The following is an 18,736-nucleotide window of genomic DNA, read 5'->3' on the forward strand; positions in this document are numbered from 1 at the left end:
GGTCGCGCTAGTCGCGAACCGACACCGGCTCGGTGTCCGCCTCCTCCACGGTGGACCTCGCGACCACGATCGACGGCCGGGTACGACGGCCGCGCAGCCCGGTGAGGGTGATGAGCAGTCCGGCCACGGCGATGCCCGTGACCACCATGAACCCGGGACGGTAGCTGTCGAGCACGGCCTGCGGGGTCGCACGGTCGGGGGCGCCCGCGGTCACCACCGCCGTGACGACCGCCAGGAAGATCGCGCCGCCGACCTGGACCGAGGTGTTGAGCAGGCCGGAGACCATGCCCTGCTCGTGGTCCTCGACCCCGTTGGTGGCCTGGATGTTGAGCGAGGGGAAGACCAGCGCGCAGGCCGCGCCGATCAGCAGCATCGACGGCAGCACGACGGCCGCGTACACCGGATCGAGGTCGACGCGCAGGAACAGCGCGTACCCGACGGCCATCAGCGCGAAGCCCACCGCGAGCAGCCGAGGGGTGCCGAACCGGTCGACGACCGAGCCGACCTTCGTCGAGGACACCGCCACCAGGGCACCCGCGGGCAGGAAGGCCAGCGCGGTGTGCAGGGCCGACCAGCCGAGCAGCGACTGCATGTACAGCGTGGTCAGGAACTGGAATCCGACGTACGACCCGAAGAAGGCCACCGCGCCGAGCTGGGCCCGGATCTGGCTGCCCGAGCGCAGCACGCCGAGCCGGACCAGCGGGCTCGGCGCGCGCCGCTCGACCCGGACGAAGACGGTCAGCAGGACGGCGACCGCGAGGAACGACAGCAGGGTGCGGGCGGACGCCCACCCGGCCTCCGGCGCCTGGACGACGGTGAAGACGAGCAGCAGCATCGACGCCGTGCCGATGACGGCGCCCGGGATGTCGTAGCCGTCGTGGTCGCGCTCGCGCGTGGTGCGCGGCAGCAGCTTGAGACCGGCGAGCAGGGCGAGCAGCGCGATGGGCGCCGGCAGCAGCATGGTGAGCCGCCAACTGGCCTCGGTCAGCAGACCGGACAGCACCAGGCCCATGGAGAAGCCGGTGGCCGCGCAGGTGGTGTAGATGGAGAGGGCGCGGTTGCGCAGCGGGCCCTCGGGGAAGGTCGTGGTGATGATCGACAGGCCTGCGGGGGCGGTGAACGCCGCGCTCAGGCCCTTGATGAAGCGGCTGGCGATCAGCAGCGGGCCGGAGTCGACGAGTCCGCCGAGCAGTGAGGCGAGCGCGAAGACACCCAGGGCCACCAGGAACACCTGACGGCGGCCGAGCAGGTCGGCGGTGCGGCCGCCGAGGAGAAGCAGGCCGCCGTATCCCAGGATGTAGCCGCTGACGATCCATTGCAGCGTCGACGTGGACAGGTGGAGGTCGGAGCCGATGGACGGCAGGGCGACGCCGACCATCGACACGTCGAGCGCGTCGAGGAACATCGCGGCGCAGAGCACCAGCAGCGTGCCCCACAGCCGGGGGGTCCAGCGAACCGCCGACGACGGGGCCGCGGGGACGGTGAGCGGAGAGGTCATGCCGAAGAGACTACATGCGCATGCATCGAATGCAAATGCATTTAATTCCGGTGCAATGATTCCGGTTCTCTGCTACGGTGCGGCCATGGCGGCGAAGAAGGCCGAGCAGGCGCTCGTGGAAGAGTGGCGGGGCATCCTCACCCTGCACGCCCGCACGCAGTGCGAGCTCGACCGCGCCCTGAACGGACACGGCCTGTGCGCCAGCGACTTCGAGGTGCTCGACCTGCTGTCCGAGGGATCCGCGGCGGACGGCGGCTGCGCCTACCGCGTACAGGAGATCTCGGAGCGGGTGCATCTCAGTCAGAGCGCGCTGTCCAGGCTGATCGCCCGGCTGGAGAAGGACGGCCTGGTCGAGCGGGCCATGTGCGCGGAGGACCGGCGGGGCGTGCGAGTGGGGCTCACGGCAAAGGGGCGCACGCTGCACGGCGAGGTGCTGCCGGTGCAGCGCGCGGTGCTGACCCGGATGCTGGCGGGCTGAGCGGCCGCCGTCAGATCGCCGACGTCTCCCGCCACAGTGCGGCCAGCGAAACGTCACCGGTCACCCCGGGCATCGGCACCCGGTTCCACAGGGCGAGGTACAACTGGTCGGCGGGACCGGCCAGTTCGGCCTCCGCCGCGCCCGACCCCTCCCGCGCGGTCACGGGCGGCTCCGCCGACAGGTGTACGGTCCACACGTCCCCGGTGCCGGTGCCGGTGCCGGTGTCGGCGTCCGTGGCCAAGGCCCGCACCCGCAGCACGCGCGGCTCCTGAGTGCGCACACGGCTCCTGGAACGGGCGTGGAAGCCGCGCAGCAGCTCGTCGATCCCGTCCACCGCGAAGTCCCGCGCGACCGGCGACGGAACACCGCCGCGCGCAGACTCCGCGTCATAGCGGTGCACGGTCGTCTCGTGCGCCTGCCGCCGGGTCCAGAAGGCCAGTGGCGAGGGGCAGGGGGCGGGGTGGAAGGTCCAGCACGCCACGTCGGACGGAGCGGCGGCCAGGATCTCGACGAGGCGGCGATGGCTGTCCCGGTACCAGGTCACGAGCTCGGCGCCGTCGAGGTCCGGGAGGTCACCGAAGGGGCGCGGCGCGGTGTGCCCGCCGGCGACGATCCCGGCGGCCCAGCGGTGCACCGCGCCCGTGTGCCGCAGCAGGTCGCGCACCTGCCACTCCGGGCAGGTCGGCACCTTGGCGTCGGTCCCCGCAACCTCGGCGGCCGCGGCCAGCAGCCGCCCCTCCCGGTCCAGGGTCTGAAGGAAGTCGGCAGTCTCCATGCGGGTGAGTGTGCCCGGTTCGGCACCGCCATGCGCGCTCCGGTCGTCGTCGAGCCGGCGGACAGCACAGCCTCACGAAGCCGAGCACTCCACGGCGTCGGCGATGGCTCCGCCGAGCCGTGGCCGAGCGCGGCCCGGATGCTGTTCCGAACCCGGCGCACACCCGGCCGTCGCCCACGCGTGCGGCAAGCAGCCCCATGGCGTGGCCCGCGTGGGCGATCCCCCGGCCCGGGCTGCCGGTGCCGCTCACCCGCGCACCGTCATGGTGGTCCGGGCCCGTATGCCGGTGCCTCATTCCCCGTTCGAAGAGAGGTTCCCATGCCCCGTCTTCCACGCATGGCCGGTGCCGCCGCGGCAGCCGTCACGCTCAGCGTGCTCGCATCGGCTCCCGCGTCGGGCGGCGAATCGGAGCTGTCGCAGGCGCGCGTCGTCGCCCGCTTCGACTTCGGCGCCGGACGGACACCGGAGAGCGTCGCGCTGGAGCGCGACGGCTCCGCGGACCTGACCTTCGCGTTCGCCCGGCAGGTCGCGAACGTCACCGGGAGCGGCCGCACCCGGGTTCTCGCGACCCTGCCGGCCGTGAGGAACGCGAAGACCCCTGTCGTCCAGAGCGCCGTGGTCCTGGGCATCGCCCGCGCCCACGACGGCACGCTCTACGTCACCTACGCGACCGGGACCGGCAAGACCGGCGTCTGGCGCATCGGCCCCGGCGGCGGCGCACCCAAGCAGATTGCGAAGCTGCCGGCGAACGGACTGCCCAACGGACTCGCCCTCGACGAGCACCGCGGTGTGCTCTACGCCGCCGACTCGGTGCTCGGCACCGTCTGGCGCGTCCCGCAGGAGGGCGGGACCGCCACGGCCTGGGCCAGGGGCAGCGCGCTCGCCCCGGCCCCGGCGCCCTCGGGCGGCCTCGGCGCCGACGGCGTCAAGGTCCACGGTCACGCCGTGTGGGTGTCCAACGGCGACCGGGGGACGCTGCTGCGCATCCCCGTCCGCCCGGACGACACCGCAGGCGCGATCGAGACCAGGGCGACCGGGCTCCACGGGATCGACGACTTCGCCTTCACCGGACGCGGGCACACGGTGCTCGCCGCCCTGACCGCCGGCAGTCAGATCGTCCTGGTACGCCCGAACGGCAGCCACTCGGTCGTGCTCACGCGGCGGGACGGACTGTCCAACCCGACCTCCGTGGCCGTACGGGACCGGAACGTCTACATCCCGAACGCGGCCTACTTCACCATGCGGGACCCGAACCTGCTCGTGGCCCGCTTCCCGCTGCGCCTCGGCCTGTAGCCGGCGGCAGAGGGGCGCGACGGGCATCACGAGCCCGGCCGTCCGCGCCTGGCCCGGATCGATGAAGGGCGTTCCGGCCGCCCGTGCCAACCCCTCCGTCGCCCGGCGCAGCGGGCGTTCCTCCGGTTCGGCCAGGTCCGGCGGCGGCATGAAGCCGGCGGCCGGCGTGGAACCCGGGGCCAGTGCGGTGACCTGGCGCAGCGTCTCCTCGACGGCGTCCCGCGTGAGGTACATGGTGACGCCGACGGAGGCGACGACGGCGGGCAGGTCCATCTCGAACACCCGCAGCCCGGCGGCGACTTCGGGTCTGCGCTGGGTGAAGGAGTCGAGTCCGGCGCCGAGGACGACGTACTGGTCGACGCTCCGGCCGGCCTGCGCGGCCAGGGCCTCTGGTGTGCTCTCCTTCCGGCCAACGGCACCGTCCGCCGTATCGGGCAACTCGTGGCACACAGCCTGCTCGACGAGCGCTGATGCGCGCTTCTCCGATAGCGCGACTTCGGACAGACCACGGATACAGGCCGGTTAATGCTTGCTCACGTGCTGGTTGCGGAAGAGTGAGCGGGCCATTATGGGCGCATGACGTTGGCCTCGCGTGCTCTCACGCAACTGGCGACCTGGCCGGACCTGAGACAGGCCGTACCGAGCTGCGGCCTGGGTCAGGCACTCAGCTCGGACCGGGGCGAGATCGCCCACTTCCACTCGGACCGGGATGTCGACCTGCATCTGACGGACCGTGCCATCCGGCGTTTCGCCCAGGACCTCAAGGGCTCGGGGGCGATCCGCATCGTCCCGGGTTCACAGTGGGTGACGATACGCCTCGACGCCACGAGCGACGTCGACCTGCTGATGACCCTGGTGAGCGTCGCCCTCCAGGCCCAGCAGGCCTGGCCCGATCCCGTGGGCCGGCCCGAGGCGGGCTGCAACGACCAGCGCGGTGCGGGGTTCGTGCGGGCGGAACCCGGCTGGATCTGACGTCTCCCCGTCGGGTCGTCACACGGTCACGACCCGGATCCCCGCCTCCTCGAACCGGAGCACGGTGTCCGGCGCGGCCGCCGTGTCCGTGACGAGCGTGTCCACCAGCTCGGCCGCGCAGATCCGGGCGAACGCCCGTCGGCCCAGCTTGCTGGAGTCGGCCGCGACGATCACTCGTTCGGCTCGTTCACACAGCAGCCGGTTGATCGCGGCCTCCGCCTCGTCGTGCGCCGCCGCCCCGTGCGTGACGTCGAAGGCCACCACCCCGAGCACCGCCACGTCCATCGTGATCTGGCCCAGCACACTGTCCGCGAGCGGGCCGATGAGCTCGTACGACTGCGGGCGCGCGACGCCGCCCGTCACCACGATCTTGAACTGGGGCCGTACGGCGAGCTCGTTGGCGATGTTGAGCGCGTTGGTGACGACGGTCAGCGCCGGAGAACCGGAGGCGAGGTCGCCGCGCACGGCCAGTGCCCGGGCCACCTCGGTCGTGGTCGTGCCGCCGGTCAGGCCCACCGCCTCGCCCGGCGCGACGAGTTCCGCCACCGCCTTGGCGATGCGCTGCTTCTCGGTGGCGTGGCGGGCCGTCTTGTAGCGCAGCGGCAGTTCGTACGACACCCCGTGGACGACCGCCCCGCCCCGGGTCCGCACCAGCATCTGCTGCTCGGCCAGCTGGTCGAAGTCCCGGCGGATCGTCGCGGCCGACACGGACAGTTCGGCCGCCGCCTCCTCGACGTCCAGCCGGCCGCGCTCGACGAGCAGTGCCAGCAGCGTCTGCCAGCGGGCGTCGCGCGACATCCGAAGCCTCCGTTCCTCGATCTTCCGCGACCCTAGCGCACCCCACTCTCGTCAGAATGCTTGATTGTGCTCGAAACTCGGCTCTATCTTGCAAGAACAATCAGCAGGGAGGGGTACGGCATGACCCATGTCGAGGACGAGCTCAGCAGCCAGCCCGAGTGCTGGATACGGGCGGCGGCGGAGGCGGAACGGCACGGCGGGACGCTGCCGGGACGGGGGGAGCGGGTCGCGATCGTCGGCTGCGGCACCTCGTACTTCATGGCGCAGGCGGCCGCCGCTCTGCGCGAGGGCGCGGGACAGGGCGAGACGGACGCCTTCGCCGCGTCCGAGTTCCCGTACAAACGCCGGTACGACCGTGTCGTCGCCCTCACCCGCTCCGGCACCACCACCGAAGTGCTTGACCTGCTGGGGAGGTTGAGGGGGCTCACTCGCACCACCGCGGTCACCGCGGACCCGGACACGCCCGTGACGACGGCCGCCGACGAGGTCGTCGTGCTGGACTTTGCGGACGAACGGTCCGTCGTGCAGACCCGGTTTGCCACCAGCGCGCTCACCCTGCTCCGCGCCCACCTCGGACTGCACACCGACGCCGTCGAGGCCGACGCCCGCACCGCGCTGTCGACGCCGCTGCCCGAAGGGCTCGTCGACTGCGGCCAGTTCACCTTTCTCGGCCGCGGCTGGACCGTCGGGCTCGCGAACGAGGCCGGACTGAAGATGCGCGAGGCCGCGCTCTCCTGGACCGAGGCCTACCCGGCCATGGAGTACCGGCACGGCCCCGTCAGCATCACCACCCGGGGCACGGCGACCTGGATGCTCGGCGAGGCGCCGGACGGGCTGGCCGAAGAGGTGCGCGCCACGGGCGGGTTGTGGATCGGGGGCTCGCTCGACCCGCTCGCCGAACTCGTCCGCGTCCAGCGCCTCGCGGTGGCCGTCGCCGCCCGCCGCGGCCTCGACCCCGACCGGCCCCGCCACCTCACCCGCTCGGTGATCCTCGCGCCCTGACCCACGACCCGGGAGGAGAAGCCGTGCCCCTCGTACGCACCGGCGAGCTCGTCACCCGCGCCGCCGAAGCCCGCTCCGCCGTCGCCGCCTTCAACATCATCACGCTCGAACACGTCGAGGCCGTCATCGCCGGCGCCGAGTCCGTCGAGGCGCCCGTCGTCCTCCAGGTCAGCGAGAACGCCGTCAAATTCCGTCACGGACGACTGCTCCCGCTGGCCCGCGCCGCCGCCGTCGCCGCCGAACACGCCTCCGTGCCCGTCGCGTTGCACCTCGACCACGTGCAGAGCGACGAGCTGCTGCGCCAGGCGCCCGACGCCGGATTCGGCTCCGTGATGTACGACGCGGCCCGTCTCCCGTATGCCGAGAACCTTGCCACGACGCGCGCCACCGTCGGCTGGGCACACGCCCAAGGCCTCTGGATCGAGGCGGAGTTGGGGGAGATCGGCGGAAAGGGCCGACCGCCGCTGGACGCCCACGCGCCCGGGGCCCGCACCGACCCCGACGAGGCCGAGGCCTTCGTCGCGGCCACCGGCGTCGACGCCCTGGCCGTCGCCATCGGCAGCGTCCACGCCATGACGACCCGCACGGCCGCCCTCGACCACGAACTCCTCGAACGGCTGTCCGCCGCCCTGTCCGTGCCGCTCGTCCTGCACGGTTCCTCCGGCGTGCCGGACGACGGACTGGTCGCGGCCGTCGCGGGCGGCATCGCCAAGGTCAACGTCGGCACCGCCCTCAACATGGCCATGACCGGCGCGATCCGGGACTTCCTGGCCGCTCACCCCGAAGCGGTCGACTCGCGCAAGTACCTCGCCGTCGGCCGGGAGGCGATGGCGCGGGAGGTGGCGCGGATCATCGGAGTGCTCGGCCAGGGCCTGTCCGGCGGATCAGGTCGCAGGAAGGCAACGGCGCCTCGTCAACCCGGGTGAGCGGGGCGTGGTGCGTCCAGCTGCAAGGCGGAGGAGGGCGTCGACGCGATGGGGGTCCCCCCGCGCGAGCGCAGCCGAGCGTGGGGGAGTCGGCAACCGACGACAACGCGGCAGATGGGCGTGCCAGGCCCCGCGTCTGCGGCATGATCCGCCGGACAGGCCCTAGCGTCGCCTCTTCGCGGCCACGGCACCGGCGATCGCCGTGACGGCCGTCCCGAACAGCAGCCCGCCCCATGGCACCGCCCCGGCCGTCCGATGCGTGACCATGGCCATCAGGGTCAGGCCGAGGGCGCCGCCCACGAGGAAGAACGCGGCGTTGCGGAGCGGGATCCACCATCCGGTGTGGCGTATGCCTGAGGTCACGACCGGCATTGTGCCACCGCTACCGCTTGACGGCCTTGAGCACCACGAACTTCGGGTCGGAGGCCACCAACTGGCTGTTGCCGAACAGGCGCCGCAGCTTCACGTGGTAGCCCAGGTGCCGGTTGCCGATCACCCACAGCTCGCCGCCCGGCCGCAGCGCGCGCCGCGCCCCGGTGAACATCCGCCACGCCGTCGCGTCCGTCGTCGCCTGGTGGGCGTGGAACGGAGGATTGTTGAGGACCACGTCCACACTGCCGGCCGGCACCCCGGCCAGACCGTCCCCGACCCGGAACTCCGCGTGCCCGGGCACCCCGTTGGCCTTGTACGTCGCCTCGGCCGAGGCCACGGCCTGGAACGACTCGTCCACGAACAGCACCTCGGCCTCGGGATCGGCCAGCGCCACCGCCGTACCGACGATCCCGTTGCCGCACCCCAGGTCCACGACCCGGCGTGGGCCCCGCGCGGCAGGCAGGTGCTGGAGGAAGAACCGGGTGCCGATGTCGAGGCGGTCGGCGCAGAACACGCCCGCGTGGTTGACGACGGTGCGCCCGGAGACCGCGCCGATCCCCTCGGGCAGGGCGTAGCTGCACGGCCAAGGGTTGGCGGGCCGCTCCCGCGACGGGGCCGGGGTACAGAGGATCAGCCGGGCCTTCTGCTCCGCGAGCGAGGTCCGGGTCGGTCCGAGGATCCGCTCGAACAGGTTCAGCGTCGAGGTGTGGATCTCCTTCACCATCCCTGCGCCGACGACGACCGTGCCCTCGTGCACGGCGGGCGCCAGCCGCAGCAACTGGTCCTCCAGGAGCGCCAGGCTCTTCGGCACCCGTACCAGAAGGACGTCAATGCGGTCGGGCGGCGGATCCTGGGTGGTGAGCAGCCGTACCGCGCCGGGTTGGACGCCGGCCCGCGCGAGGTTGGCCCGGGTCGCCTCCTGGCTGAGGTACGAGTCGGTGATCTGCACCGGCCGCTGCTCGGCCAGTGCCGTGACCAGCGCGCCCCAGCGGTCCCCGACGACCACGACCGTGCCGGACAGGGGGACCCGCTCCTGGTCCAGGTACCGGAGCAGGTACGCGTCGGAGGCGTCCCAGGCGCGCAGCCGGTCGCGCGGATCCTCGGGGAAGCGGGACAGTTCGAACTCGCCCCACGAAGTCGTCATACGCTCGCTCATCGTGGGTCCAGGCTATCGGAGCCGCAGCTCAGGCCCCGTCGGGCGGGCCCTGGAGACAGGCCTTCGGGGCAGGCCTTCGGGCAGGATGGACCGCATGGATGCGGAGCTGTTTCCCAGGGAACGCACCGAGGTCGCCCCGGGCGCCGTGCACCTGCCGGACTGGCTCGACGCCCGCGTCCAGCGGGAGCTGCTGGCGGCCTGCCGGGAGTGGGCGCGTCCACCGGCGGGCCTGCGCACGGTCCGTACCCCCGGCGGTGGCACCATGACCGCCCGGCAGGTCTGCCTGGGCTGGCACTGGTATCCGTACGCCTACGCCCGCACCGTCGTCGACGGCGACGGGGCACAGGTGAAACCGTTCCCCGCCTGGCTGGGCGAGCTGGGCCGCCGGGCGGTGGCCGACGCGCTCGGCCCGGAGCCGGCGGCATCGGCGCCGTACGACATCGCACTGATCAACTTCTACGACGGCGACGCCCGCATGGGGATGCATCGTGACAGCGACGAGAAGTCCGACGCGCCGGTGGTGTCGCTGAGCCTCGGCGACACATGCGTCTTCCGCTTCGGCAACACCGAGACCCGGGCCAGGCCCTGCACGGACGTGGAACTGCGCAGCGGCGACCTGTTCGTCTTCGGCGGCGCGTCCCGCCTCGCCTACCACGGCGTGCCTCGCGTGTACCCCGGTACGGCGCCGCCCGCGCTGGGGCTCACCGGGCGGTTGAACATCACCCTGCGGGTCAGTGGCTTCTAGGTTGCGACGACGGCCGGCCGGACTGCGGATCATGGGAGACTCGCCCTCATGAGTGGCAAGGCGGACCCCCGGACGGCGGGGGAAGGGACCACCTCGAGGACGCGGCTGGACCGGGGGCGCGGTGCGCTGGGGCCCGCGCTGGAGCTCGTGCACACCGGGCGCGCGCCGACCCGGGCGGTGCTCACCGCCGAACTGGGGGTGACCCGGGCGACGGCCGGTGCGGTGGCCGCCGAGCTGGAGGCGCTCGGGCTGATCCGGGTCGACGCCCGGCCGGGCGCCGCGGCCGGCTCCCAGGGGCGCCCCTCGCACCGGCTGGAGGTCGCCGAGGACGGGCCCGTCGCCCTCGCCGCACAGGTCCACGCCGACGGGTTCCGGGCGGCGCTGGTCGGTTTGGGCGGCCGGATCGTGGCGACCGCCCCTGGCTGCGAGGCCGTCGACGCCGACCCGGCGAAGGTCCTGGGCTCCGTCGTCGAGGCGGGTGCCGAACTCCTCCGTACGACGGGCCGCCGCTGCGTGGGTGCCGGGCTCGCCGTGCCGTCCGCCGTCGCCGAACCCGACGGACTGGCCCTCAACCCCCTCCACCTGGCCTGGCCCGTGGGAGCGCCGGTGCGCCGCATCTTCGCGGAGTGCGTGCGTGCGGCCGGGATCCCCGGCCCGGCGTTCGCGGGCAACGACGTCAACCTCGCCGCGCTGGCCGAGCACCGGCACGGCGCGGGCCGGGGTGCCCGGGACCTGCTCTGCGTGGCCACCGGACACCGGGGTGTCGGTGGCGCGCTGGTCCTGGACGGCCGTCTGCACACGGGCAGTTCGGGACTGGCCCTGGAGGTCGGCCACCTCACGGTGAACCCCGAGGGCCGCCCCTGCCATTGCGGCAGCCGCGGCTGCCTGGACGTCGAGGCGGATCCGCTGGCCCTGCTCATCGAGGCGGGCCGCGCCCCGGGTCCCGAGGTGTCCCTGCTCCAGCAGGCCAACGACCTGCTCCGCCACCACTACCACGACCCCATGGTGCGCACCGCCGCCGAGGCCCTGATCGACCGGCTCGGCCTGGGTCTCGCCGGTCTGGTGAACATCCTCAACCCCGACCGCATCATCCTCGGCGGCCTGCACCGCACCCTGCTCGACGCCGACCCCGACCGCCTCCGCGCGGTCGTCGCCGACCGCAGCCTGTGGGGCCAGAGCGGCGGCGTTCCGATCCACCCCTGCACCCTCGACCACAACAGCCTGGTCGGCGCGGCGGAACTGGCGTGGCAGCCGGTGCTGGACGATCCGCTGGAAGCGCTCCAGTGACGCACGGACGGTGTCCCGGTCCGCGACCGCGACGCCGTCCTTCACCGGGATGACGCTGTGCGGCCGGGCGGCTGACGCGTGTGTGTGTTGGCCGGGGGCCGGTCCGCCGGGGCGCCCGATGCTCGGGATGCCATGAGACAGCCGAGCCGAAAGGCAGTTGTTCACCGATGAAGCGCACTCGGGTCCGTGGGGCCCTGGCCTCGGCCGTGATGACCGCCCTGTTGACCGCCGTCGGCGCCGCGCCGGCCCAGGCGACCCCTCCCACCGCCAACGCCTGTGTGTTCGAAGGCGTGAACCTCAACGAATTCCTGGGGGTGCGCGAGCGGCTGATCGGCCCTCCGCCCTGCCGGGAGGCGTTCGTGGGCGAGAAGTGGGTCCGGACCTTCCCCAGCTGGGGCACCGCCCCCAGCGCGGTGGGCGCCGTCTACCCGCCCGGGTACGTTCCCTCCCGGCCCAACCCCATGGACGACTTCGTCTCGAAGTTCCAGGGCGTACGGATCGTCCAGGACATCGGCACCAGACAGGAGTGGAGCGCTGTCTTCGGCCCGAAGACCCTGCGCCGGTTCAGCACCCAGGATGGACTGATCTTCGCCAGCTTCGCCTCCGGCGTGCTGCGCCCGCTGAGCGCGGGTACGCACACGACCACGGTCTTCATGCGGCTGAAGGCCGAACACTGCGACGGACTGGGAACGGACCCGGCCCTGAACTGCCTGCCCGCGGGCGAGTTCCAGTACACCGGGGACACCCCCGTCACGTTCCTCCCGCGCCACCCGTAGACCCGTAACCCGGGACACACCGCCGCGTACTCCCTCGGCGGTAGCCCGCGGTTCCCCGGCCGTGCGCCCCCGCACAGACTCCACCCCACGGCCACCCCTTCGGCCGACGACCGGCGGAGCATCCGCCCCGCGCCCGCGTACTCCCGGGGAGGTACGTGGACTGCCGCTGGCCGTACGACGACCCGGACCCCTTCCCGGAGCCAGTCTCGATGCATCACCACCACACGCTTCGGCACAGGAGATGAACCGAGATGCAGACCCTGGCGCACTGGGACGGCGGCCCCGGCCCGTGGTTCCTGTTCTTCCCGCTGATCTGGGCGGCCGTCGTGGTCGGCGCCGTGACCGTCCTGCGCCGCACCGTCCGGCGTGGACGCGGCGGACCGTGGCGCCCCATGGACGCGTGGCGTCCGGCGGGCGACTCGCCGATCGCGATCCTCGGCCGGCGCTTCGCCACCGGTGAGATCGACGAGGACGAGTACTGGCGGCGGCTGTCCGTCCTGGACGAGCAGTTCGGACGCGCGGGCAAGGACGGTGCGGCATGACCACCACGACCACCACGACCACCGTGACCTCCGCCCGTACGGCCGCCCGGGTCGTGGGTGCCGTGAAGGTGTACGGCCGCGGCGACACCGTCGTACGGGCCCTGGACGGGGTCGACGTGGACTTTCCCACCGGACGCTTCACCGCGATCATGGGGCCTTCGGGCTCCGGCAAGTCCACCCTGATGCACTGCGCGGCCGGACTCGACACGCTCACCTCCGGCGCCGCCTACATCGGCGACACCGACCTGGGCTCCCTCGACGACCGGCGCCTGACCCTGCTGCGCCGCGACCGGGTCGGATTCGTCTTCCAAGCGTTCAACCTGGTGCCGACGCTGACCGTCGCGGAGAACATCTCCCTGCCGCTGGACCTGGCGGGCAGCCGGGGCGACGCGGAGTGGATCGACGCGCTCGTCGACGTCGTCGGCCTGCGGGACCGGCTGCACCACCGTCCGGCCGAGCTCTCCGGCGGTCAGCAGCAGCGCGTGGCCGTGGCACGGGCGTTCGCCGGCCGCCCGGACGTCGTCTTCGCCGACGAGCCGACCGGCAACCTCGACTCACGCTCCGGTGAGGAGGTCCTCGGGCTCCTCGGCTCGGCCGTCCGCGCGATGGGCCGCACGGTCGTCATGGTCACCCACGATCCGGTCGCCGCCGCCCACGCCGACGAGGTCGTCTTCCTCGCGGACGGGCGCCTGGTGGACCGTATGGAATCCCCCACCGCCGACAAGGTCCTGGACCGCATGAAGGCCTTCGAGGTGAGGGCATGAACGCCTCCGTGCGGCTGAGCCTGTCCTCGTTGCGCGCCCACCGGCGCCGCTTCGCCGGTACGTTCCTCGCGGTGTTCCTCGGCGTCGCCTTCCTGGCCGGGACCCTGGTCATGGGCGACACCCTGCGCGCGAGCTTCGGCTCCATGTTCGGCGAGGCGACCAGCGGCACGGACGCGGTCGTGCGCGGCACCGACGCCATCACGACACCCGGCCAGGCGCAGGGAGTGCGCCGGCCGGTCGACACCTCGCTGGTGAGGACCATCGAGAAGGTTCCCGGCGTGGCGGCCGCCGCTCCGGACATCCAGGGCGCGGGCCAGCTGGTCGGCGCCGACGGCAAGCCCGTCGGCGGCCAGGGACCGCCCACCCTCGCCGGCAACTGGATCAACGACCCGGAGCTCAACCCGTACCGGCTCGCCGAGGGCCGTGCCCCGGTGAAGCCCGGCGAGGTCGTGGTCAATCGCGGCACCGCGAGGAAGGGGCACCTGAGGATCGGCGACACCACGACGCTGCGCACACCCGACCCCGTCAAGGTGACGATCGTCGGCCTCGCGACCTTCGGCGGCGCGGACGGCATGGCGCAGATGACCTACACCGGCATGACCCAGGCCGACGCCGAGAAGTACCTCACCGCCCGGCCGGGCAGAGCGGCGAGCATCGCCGTGCGGGCCGGGCCCGGGGTGGACCAGACGGAACTCGTCGACCGGCTGACTCCCGTGCTGCCCAAGGGAGTCGAGGCCATCACGGGCCAGGAGTCGGCGCGCGAGAACACCGACATGATCTCCAGCCAGTTCCTGACGGTCTTCACTGCCTTCCTTCTCGTGTTCTCCGGCGTCGCCCTGCTGGTCGCGACCTTCTCCATCCACAACACGTTCGCGATCGTCGTGGCCCAGCGCACCCGTGAGAACGCCCTGTTGCGCGCCCTCGGAGCCTCCCGCCGCCAGGTGACCGCGTCGACCCTGGTCGAGGCGAGCGCCGTCGCCGTGACGGCCTCGGCCGCCGGTCTCGCGGGCGGGATCGGGATCGCCGCCGGACTGCAGGCGCTGTTCCCGGCCATCGGATTCCCCTTCCCCGACGGGGACTTGGTGTTCAAGGCCCTGTCGTTGGCGCTGCCGCTCGCGGTGGGCGTCGTGGTCTGCCTGGGCTCGGCGCTGATGCCCGCCGTACGGGCCGGACGCACCGCCCCGCTGGCCGCGCTGCGCGAGACGGCCGTCGACTCCTCCGGCGCCTCCCGCTTCCGCGCGGTCACCGGCACGGCCCTCGCCGCCCTGGCGGTCACGGTGGCGCTCACCGGCGTCCTGGTCTCACCGTCCATGTGGCTGGCGGGACTCGGCGCCGCCTTGGCCCTGGTCGCGTTCGTGGTCCTCGGCCCGGTCGCCTCCTCCACCGCCGTACGGCTCCTCGGCAGCCCCCTCGACCGGCTGCGCGGCGTCACCGGAGCACTCGCCCGGCGCAACGCCCTGCGCAGCCCCCGGCGGACGGCGGCCACCGCGAGCGCGCTGATGATCGGTGTCGCCGTCGTCTCGCTGTTCACGGTGTTCGGAGCCTCGCTCAAGGCGACGATGGACCAGACCGTGGCACGGTCCTTCGCGGGCGACGTCGCCATCAGCACCCCGTCCTTCGGCGCGGGGGGCAGCGGTCTCAGTCCCCGGCTGGCCCCCGCCGTCCAGCGACTGCCCGAGGTGGACACCGCCGTCGGACTCGGCCGGGGGGTCGCGGAAGTCGACGGCAGTGGGCGGGCGTTGACCGTCACCGACCCGGCCGCGCTCGCCCGGACCTTCGACCTCGGTACGGTCCGGGGCGACCTGCGCCATCTCGGCACCGACGGCATCGCCGTCACGCGGAAGGAGGCCGACCGGCAGGGGCTGCGCACCGGCGGCACCGCCCGGCTCACCTTCACCGACGGCACGAGGGAGAACTTCACCGTCCGCGCGGTCTACGGCCAGTCCGAACTCGCCGGTGACTACGTCATCACGCGCGCGGCCTGGGCCCCGCACCGCACCCAGGACTCCGACACCCTGGTCGCCGTCTCCTTCAAGGACGGCGTGAGTACGGCGGCAGGCAAGGCCGCGGTGGAGAAGGCGGCCGCCCGGTACGGCAATCCGCAGGTGCAGACCCGCGACGAGTACGCGCAGTCGTCGGCCGGGGGCATCGACATGATGCTCACCCTGGTCTACGCGCTGCTCGCCCTCGCGGTGTTCATCGCCCTGCTCGGCATCGCCAACACGCTGACGCTGGCCGTCCACGAACGCACCCGGGAACTCGGCCTGCTCAGGGCCGTGGGCCAGACCCGGTCCCAGCTGAGGGCCATGGTCCGCTGGGAGTCGGTCCTGGTCGCCGCCTTCGGCACGGCCGGCGGGCTCGGCCTCGGCGCCTTCCTCGGCTGGGTCCTTGTGAAGGCCTCGGACGGCGCGAGCGACAGCGCCTTCACCTTCGCGATCCCGCCGGTGCGGCTCGCCGTGATCGCACTGGTCGGCCTCGCGGCCGGAGCCCTCGCGGGCCTGCGCCCGGCCCGGCGGGCGGCGCGGCTGGACGTACTGCGGGCCATCGCCACAGAGTGACGCACCGCCGTCGCACCCGGGCGACGTACGAGGGCATCGTACGGGCGGGCCGCACCAGACGGTGATGGCGGAGGCGTTGCGGGACGGCCCTACCGGGCGGCCGTGCACGATGGCCTTACCGGGAGGTCGTGCGGGACGGTCTTACCTGCGGCTGTACAAGACGATCTTACCGGGCGGCCGTACGGGACCGCCCTACCGGGCGGCCGTACGAGAAGCAGGTCACCGCCCGGTCAGCCGGCAACGACCGACCGGGCGGGAGCATGTGCCGGAGAAGGGCCGCAGGCCGCCGGCTCGGCCTCCGCGAACGGATGCGCGGGCTTCTCCGCGGCCGCGCGGCGCGGCCGACGCGTCAGCTGTGGCTGTGCCTTCGCCACCGAGGCGGCGGGCAGGGTGAACCACACGACCTTGCCGTTGTCGCCGTCGGGCCGCACCCCCCAGCTCTCGCTCACGGCGGCCACCATCGCCAGGCCGCGCCCGCAGGTGGCCAGCGGTGCGATCTCCGCCGCCTCCGCCACGTCGTCCACCACGGGGAGGCGCGGATCGTGGTCGCGCACGGAGACCGTGAGCCGGTCGAGCAGCAGCTCCATCTCCACGGTGCACGACTTGTCGGGCTGGGCATGCCGGTGGACGTTGCTCAGCAGCTCCGTCACACCGAGCGCGGCCCGGTCTATCAAGGGGTCCAGGTGCCAGTAGCGCAACTGCGCAGATACGATTCTGCGGACCTGGCCGATCCGCGACGGCAGGGCTTGGAGCTCCACCGTGCAGTGCCTGCTCGGATGACTGATCACGGCTGCGACTCCCCGACGTGAGGTCCGGAAGAACACGGAGAACGGATCCAGCAGGGTGCTTGCGTTCGAACGGCCGCGCCTGCTGTCTTGGCCGGCGGGCTGGTTCGCAGCGTTATCGCCGGTAAACCCAGAGTGACGTGAGACCAGCGTGACGCAGCGGTCACGGTCCCGCAACTCGCCGTTCCTCGGGGCCGCTCAGCCGCCGCGCCCCGCCGCCCTGCGCACCGCCTCGATGAACCGGCGTGCGGCGGGCGGCCCCGGCTCGCCCGGAGCGGGGTCGTGATCGCCCAGGGTCAGCAGGTACCGCTTTCCGTTGAGGTCGGCCAACGCCCGGTCGTCGGGGGCGAACCAGGGCTTGGAGGCGCGCACGGCCTGCACCGGTGCGCTGTCGATCTCACTGCCGTAGCTCGTGAGCAACTCCAGCCTGCCGTCGCTGATCCGGACCTGTCCGGCCCGGGTCAGCGAACGCAGTCGCTTCCCTATCCGCACGCCCATGGCCGTGAACTCGGGCTCCGCCATCCTTCCCCGCCCCCTTGTGCGCGTCGGTCGCCGGCCGAGTGCCTCGTGGGCCGTGGTCCGGCGTGGTCCAGTTCGTGTCGTGAACCAGTGTGCGCCCCCGTGCGGGACGTTCGTCCCGTCCGGTGCAGTCTGCCCGCACCAGGCGTCGAGCACCAGTGTGCACGGGGTGTGCGCGACCGGTGACCGGAGCACTTGTGCGAATGCGCCCCCAGGTGTTCGCGCAGGTGTGCCCCAGGGGCTTCTTTGGGCTGCCCAAAGGTGTGTTTATGCAGGTGAGAAGTGGTGTGGAAGCTGCCTATGATCGAGGAGCCGGCCGCGCTGGGCGCAGTCGAAGCGAAGCGTAAGGAGCCCCGCCGTGAGCACCACCCCACAGACCCGGACCGGCGCCACTCTCGACGTCGACCGCAGTGACGCCGACTACCGGAACTGGCTGAAGGAGGCTGTCCGCAAGGTCCAGGCGGACGCGAACCGCTCCGCGGACACGCACCTGCTGCGCTTCCCGCTGCCCGAGAAATGGGGCATCGACCTGTACCTGAAGGACGAGTCGACCCACCCCACCGGAAGCCTCAAGCACCGGCTCGCCCGCTCCCTCTTCCTCTACGGCCTGTGCAATGGCTGGATCCGGCCGGGCCGCCCGGTGATCGAGGCGTCCAGCGGCTCGACGGCTGTCTCCGAGGCGTACTTCGCGGGGCTCATCGGCGTGCCGTTCATCGCGGTCATGCCGCGCACGACGAGCGCCGAGAAGTGCCGCCTCATCGAATTCCATGGCGGCCAGTGCCACTTCGTGGACGACTCGCGGAAGATGTACGAGGAATCCGCCCGCCTCGCGGTGGAGACCGGCGGCCACTACATGGACCAGTTCACCTACGCCGAACGGGCCACGGACTGGCGCGGCAACAACAACATCGCCGAATCCGTCTTCCGCCAGCTTGAGTTGGAGCGCTTCCCGGAGCCCACGTGGATCGTCGCCACGGCGGGCACCGGCGGCACCTCCGCGACGATCGCGCGCTACGTCCACTACATGCAGTTCGACACCCGTATCTGTGTCGCCGACCCGGAGAACTCGTGCTTCTTCGAGGGCTGGACCACCGGCGACCCGGACGTCACGTGCGACTGCGGCTCGCGCATCGAGGGCATCGGCCGGCCGCGCATGGAGCCGAGCTTCGTGCCCGGTGCCATCGACCGGATGATGAAGGTCCCGGACGCGGCCAGCGTCGCCGCCGTCCGTGCCCTGGAGCGGGCCATCGGCCGCAAGGCGGGCGGCTCGACGGGCACCGGGCTGTGGAGCGCGCTGAAGATCGTCTCCGAGATGGTCGCCGCGGGGCGGCAGGGGAGTGTGGTGACCCTGCTGTGCGATCCGGGGGACCGGTACCTCGACAAGTACTACTCGGACTCGTGGCTGGAGGAGCAGGGCCTGGACATCGCGCCGTACGCGGCGGCGATCGAGTCCCTGCTGGAAACGGGCGTGTGGCCGGACTGAGCGCCCC

19 protein-coding genes and 1 pseudogene are annotated in these 18,736 nt (G+C 72.6%); 12 read left to right on the forward strand and 8 right to left on the reverse strand.

Annotation, left to right across the window (positions count from 1 at the left end; translation table 11 throughout):
• Positions 1 to 7: 7 nt before the first annotated feature.
• Positions 8 to 1,498 (reverse strand): MFS transporter, encoded by a 1,491-nt coding sequence (locus ACIPSA_RS44275; protein WP_402646083.1) that lies wholly within the window; start codon positions 1,496 to 1,498, stop codon positions 8 to 10.
• Positions 1,499 to 1,583: 85 nt separating this feature from the next.
• Between ACIPSA_RS44275 and ACIPSA_RS44280 the strand changes: the two genes are divergently transcribed.
• Positions 1,584 to 1,976, forward strand: a complete 393-nt coding sequence (locus ACIPSA_RS44280) for a MarR family winged helix-turn-helix transcriptional regulator (protein ID WP_402646085.1) — start codon at positions 1,584 to 1,586, stop codon at positions 1,974 to 1,976.
• Positions 1,977 to 1,986: 10 nt separating this feature from the next.
• Here the strand turns inward: ACIPSA_RS44280 and ACIPSA_RS44285 are convergent, their stop codons facing one another.
• Positions 1,987 to 2,751: a maleylpyruvate isomerase family mycothiol-dependent enzyme gene (locus ACIPSA_RS44285; RefSeq protein WP_402646088.1), complete on the reverse strand. Its 765-nt coding sequence runs from the start codon at positions 2,749 to 2,751 to the stop codon at positions 1,987 to 1,989.
• A 318-nt stretch (positions 2,752 to 3,069) separates the two neighbouring features.
• On the opposite strand from ACIPSA_RS44285, the gene ACIPSA_RS44290 reads away from it, so the two are divergent.
• Entirely contained in the window at positions 3,070 to 4,044 is a 975-nt protein-coding gene (locus ACIPSA_RS44290; protein WP_402646091.1) for a hypothetical protein, read from the forward strand.
• A 261-nt stretch (positions 4,045 to 4,305) separates the two neighbouring features.
• On the opposite strand, the pseudogene ACIPSA_RS44295 reads toward ACIPSA_RS44290, so the two are convergent.
• Positions 4,306 to 4,494 (reverse strand): annotated as a pseudogene (locus ACIPSA_RS44295) (class I SAM-dependent methyltransferase); the annotation flags it as partial.
• Between the two features lie 126 nt (positions 4,495 to 4,620).
• Here ACIPSA_RS44295 and ACIPSA_RS44300 point away from each other — a divergent pair.
• Positions 4,621 to 5,016: a luciferase family protein gene (locus tag ACIPSA_RS44300; protein ID WP_402646094.1), complete on the forward strand. Its 396-nt coding sequence runs from the start codon at positions 4,621 to 4,623 to the stop codon at positions 5,014 to 5,016.
• Positions 5,017 to 5,034: 18 nt separating this feature from the next.
• Here ACIPSA_RS44300 and ACIPSA_RS44305 read toward each other — a convergent pair whose 3' ends face one another.
• The gene (locus ACIPSA_RS44305) at positions 5,035 to 5,814 is read right to left on the reverse strand and encodes a DeoR/GlpR family DNA-binding transcription regulator (protein ID WP_402646097.1); all 780 of its coding nucleotides are present in this window, start codon (positions 5,812 to 5,814) and stop codon (positions 5,035 to 5,037) included.
• A gap of 120 nt (positions 5,815 to 5,934) precedes the next feature.
• Here ACIPSA_RS44305 and ACIPSA_RS44310 point away from each other — a divergent pair, with 120 nt between their 5' ends.
• Positions 5,935 to 6,816, forward strand: a complete 882-nt coding sequence (locus ACIPSA_RS44310; protein WP_402646099.1) for an SIS domain-containing protein — start codon at positions 5,935 to 5,937, stop codon at positions 6,814 to 6,816.
• Between the two features lie 23 nt (positions 6,817 to 6,839).
• The gene (locus ACIPSA_RS44315) at positions 6,840 to 7,742 is read left to right on the forward strand and encodes a ketose-bisphosphate aldolase (protein WP_402646101.1); all 903 of its coding nucleotides are present in this window, start codon (positions 6,840 to 6,842) and stop codon (positions 7,740 to 7,742) included.
• Between the two features lie 162 nt (positions 7,743 to 7,904).
• Here the strand turns inward: ACIPSA_RS44315 and ACIPSA_RS44320 are convergent, their stop codons facing one another.
• Positions 7,905 to 8,105, reverse strand: coding sequence for a hypothetical protein (locus ACIPSA_RS44320; RefSeq protein ID WP_402646104.1), 201 nt, complete (start codon positions 8,103 to 8,105; stop codon positions 7,905 to 7,907).
• 19 nt (positions 8,106 to 8,124) lie between these two features.
• Positions 8,125 to 9,258: a methyltransferase gene (locus tag ACIPSA_RS44325; RefSeq protein ID WP_402646106.1), complete on the reverse strand. Its 1,134-nt coding sequence runs from the start codon at positions 9,256 to 9,258 to the stop codon at positions 8,125 to 8,127.
• 106 nt (positions 9,259 to 9,364) lie between these two features.
• Between ACIPSA_RS44325 and ACIPSA_RS44330 the strand changes: the two genes are divergently transcribed.
• From ACIPSA_RS44330 to ACIPSA_RS44355, 6 genes are all read left to right on the forward strand, one after another.
• On the forward strand, positions 9,365 to 10,015 hold the full coding sequence (locus ACIPSA_RS44330) for an alpha-ketoglutarate-dependent dioxygenase AlkB family protein (protein WP_402646108.1): 651 nt from the start codon (positions 9,365 to 9,367) through the stop codon (positions 10,013 to 10,015).
• Positions 10,016 to 10,063: 48 nt separating this feature from the next.
• Positions 10,064 to 11,302: an ROK family protein gene (locus tag ACIPSA_RS44335; RefSeq protein WP_402646110.1), complete on the forward strand. Its 1,239-nt coding sequence runs from the start codon at positions 10,064 to 10,066 to the stop codon at positions 11,300 to 11,302.
• 167 nt (positions 11,303 to 11,469) lie between these two features.
• On the forward strand, positions 11,470 to 12,078 hold the full coding sequence (locus tag ACIPSA_RS44340) for a hypothetical protein (protein WP_402646112.1): 609 nt from the start codon (positions 11,470 to 11,472) through the stop codon (positions 12,076 to 12,078).
• A gap of 251 nt (positions 12,079 to 12,329) precedes the next feature.
• Positions 12,330 to 12,620: an SHOCT domain-containing protein gene (locus ACIPSA_RS44345; protein WP_402646115.1), complete on the forward strand. Its 291-nt coding sequence runs from the start codon at positions 12,330 to 12,332 to the stop codon at positions 12,618 to 12,620.
• Positions 12,617 to 13,384, forward strand: a complete 768-nt coding sequence (locus ACIPSA_RS44350) for an ABC transporter ATP-binding protein (protein WP_402646117.1) — start codon at positions 12,617 to 12,619, stop codon at positions 13,382 to 13,384. Before ACIPSA_RS44345 ends, ACIPSA_RS44350 begins: the two co-directional genes overlap by 4 nt.
• Entirely contained in the window at positions 13,381 to 15,942 is a 2,562-nt protein-coding gene (locus ACIPSA_RS44355; protein WP_402646119.1) for an ABC transporter permease, read from the forward strand. Before ACIPSA_RS44350 ends, ACIPSA_RS44355 begins: the two co-directional genes overlap by 4 nt.
• A 230-nt stretch (positions 15,943 to 16,172) precedes the next feature.
• Here ACIPSA_RS44355 and ACIPSA_RS44360 read toward each other — a convergent pair whose 3' ends face one another.
• Together ACIPSA_RS44360 and ACIPSA_RS44365 are read right to left on the reverse strand one after the other, a co-directional pair.
• A complete protein-coding gene (locus ACIPSA_RS44360) occupies positions 16,173 to 16,730 on the reverse strand; it encodes an ATP-binding protein (RefSeq protein WP_402646121.1) in 558 nt (185 codons plus the stop codon).
• 195 nt (positions 16,731 to 16,925) lie between these two features.
• The gene (locus tag ACIPSA_RS44365; RefSeq protein ID WP_402646124.1) at positions 16,926 to 17,249 is read right to left on the reverse strand and encodes a hypothetical protein; all 324 of its coding nucleotides are present in this window, start codon (positions 17,247 to 17,249) and stop codon (positions 16,926 to 16,928) included.
• Between the two features lie 355 nt (positions 17,250 to 17,604).
• Between ACIPSA_RS44365 and ACIPSA_RS44370 the strand changes: the two genes are divergently transcribed.
• Complete coding sequence (locus ACIPSA_RS44370) at positions 17,605 to 18,729, forward strand: PLP-dependent cysteine synthase family protein (RefSeq protein ID WP_402646127.1); 1,125 nt, start codon at positions 17,605 to 17,607, stop codon at positions 18,727 to 18,729.
• Positions 18,730 to 18,736 lie beyond the last annotated feature (7 nt).

This window comes from Streptomyces sp. NPDC086549 (genome assembly GCF_044746205.1).
Taxonomy (GTDB): Bacteria; Actinomycetota; Actinomycetes; order Streptomycetales; family Streptomycetaceae; genus Streptomyces.

Excerpts from the sequence above, each read along its gene's own strand:
- ACIPSA_RS44275 (WP_402646083.1), bottom strand. The coding sequence starts at position 1,498 with ATGACCTCTCCGCTCACCGTCCCCGCGGCCCCGTCGTCGGCGGTTCGC.
- ACIPSA_RS44280 (WP_402646085.1), top strand. The coding sequence starts at position 1,584 with ATGGCGGCGAAGAAGGCCGAGCAGGCGCTCGTGGAAGAGTGGCGGGGC.
- ACIPSA_RS44285 (WP_402646088.1), bottom strand. The coding sequence starts at position 2,751 with ATGGAGACTGCCGACTTCCTTCAGACCCTGGACCGGGAGGGGCGGCTG.
- ACIPSA_RS44290 (WP_402646091.1), top strand. The coding sequence starts at position 3,070 with ATGCCCCGTCTTCCACGCATGGCCGGTGCCGCCGCGGCAGCCGTCACG.
- ACIPSA_RS44300 (WP_402646094.1), top strand. The coding sequence starts at position 4,621 with ATGACGTTGGCCTCGCGTGCTCTCACGCAACTGGCGACCTGGCCGGAC.
- ACIPSA_RS44305 (WP_402646097.1), bottom strand. The coding sequence starts at position 5,814 with ATGTCGCGCGACGCCCGCTGGCAGACGCTGCTGGCACTGCTCGTCGAG.
- ACIPSA_RS44310 (WP_402646099.1), top strand. The coding sequence starts at position 5,935 with ATGACCCATGTCGAGGACGAGCTCAGCAGCCAGCCCGAGTGCTGGATA.
- ACIPSA_RS44325 (WP_402646106.1), bottom strand. The coding sequence starts at position 9,258 with ATGACGACTTCGTGGGGCGAGTTCGAACTGTCCCGCTTCCCCGAGGAT.
- ACIPSA_RS44330 (WP_402646108.1), top strand. The coding sequence starts at position 9,365 with ATGGATGCGGAGCTGTTTCCCAGGGAACGCACCGAGGTCGCCCCGGGC.
- ACIPSA_RS44335 (WP_402646110.1), top strand. The coding sequence starts at position 10,064 with ATGAGTGGCAAGGCGGACCCCCGGACGGCGGGGGAAGGGACCACCTCG.
- ACIPSA_RS44340 (WP_402646112.1), top strand. The coding sequence starts at position 11,470 with ATGAAGCGCACTCGGGTCCGTGGGGCCCTGGCCTCGGCCGTGATGACC.
- ACIPSA_RS44345 (WP_402646115.1), top strand. The coding sequence starts at position 12,330 with ATGCAGACCCTGGCGCACTGGGACGGCGGCCCCGGCCCGTGGTTCCTG.
- ACIPSA_RS44350 (WP_402646117.1), top strand. The coding sequence starts at position 12,617 with ATGACCACCACGACCACCACGACCACCGTGACCTCCGCCCGTACGGCC.
- ACIPSA_RS44355 (WP_402646119.1), top strand. The coding sequence starts at position 13,381 with ATGAACGCCTCCGTGCGGCTGAGCCTGTCCTCGTTGCGCGCCCACCGG.
- ACIPSA_RS44365 (WP_402646124.1), bottom strand. The coding sequence starts at position 17,249 with ATGGCGGAGCCCGAGTTCACGGCCATGGGCGTGCGGATAGGGAAGCGA.